Origin of the sequence: Planococcus chinensis (assembly GCF_020071995.1) — a bacterium.
In the GTDB taxonomy this organism is placed as follows: Bacteria; Bacillota; Bacilli; order Bacillales_A; family Planococcaceae; genus Planococcus; species Planococcus chinensis_A.
In genome coordinates this window covers 1-270 of record NZ_JABWTK010000057.1, presented here as the reverse complement: position 1 = coordinate 270, position 270 = coordinate 1, and the positions used below count along the sequence as shown (strand labels likewise).

The window sequence follows — 270 nt, the reverse complement described above, 5'->3', positions numbered from 1 at the left end:
CACCTCCCCGCCGTTTGAGCAATGGGGGGACGCAGAAGGATAAGGCGAGCGCGCCGTTGGTTGAGCGCGTCCAAGCAGCAAGGTGGGAAACGAGGCAAATCCCGTTTCCGCAAACATTGAACTGTGATGGCAAGGGGCATTATGCCCTGGAGTCCCTGATTTCACACTGCCAAGAAAAGCCTCTAGCGAGGCGGGAGGTGCCCGTACCGCAAACCGACACAGGTAGGCGAGAAGAGAATTCTAAGGTGAGCGAGTGAACTCTCGTTAAGG

The 270-nt window shown here is 57.0% G+C and carries 1 rRNA gene; it reads left to right on the top strand.

Going from position 1 to position 270, the window contains the following annotated elements:
* Positions 1–270 (top strand): 23S ribosomal RNA (locus tag HU147_RS19295); the annotation flags it as partial.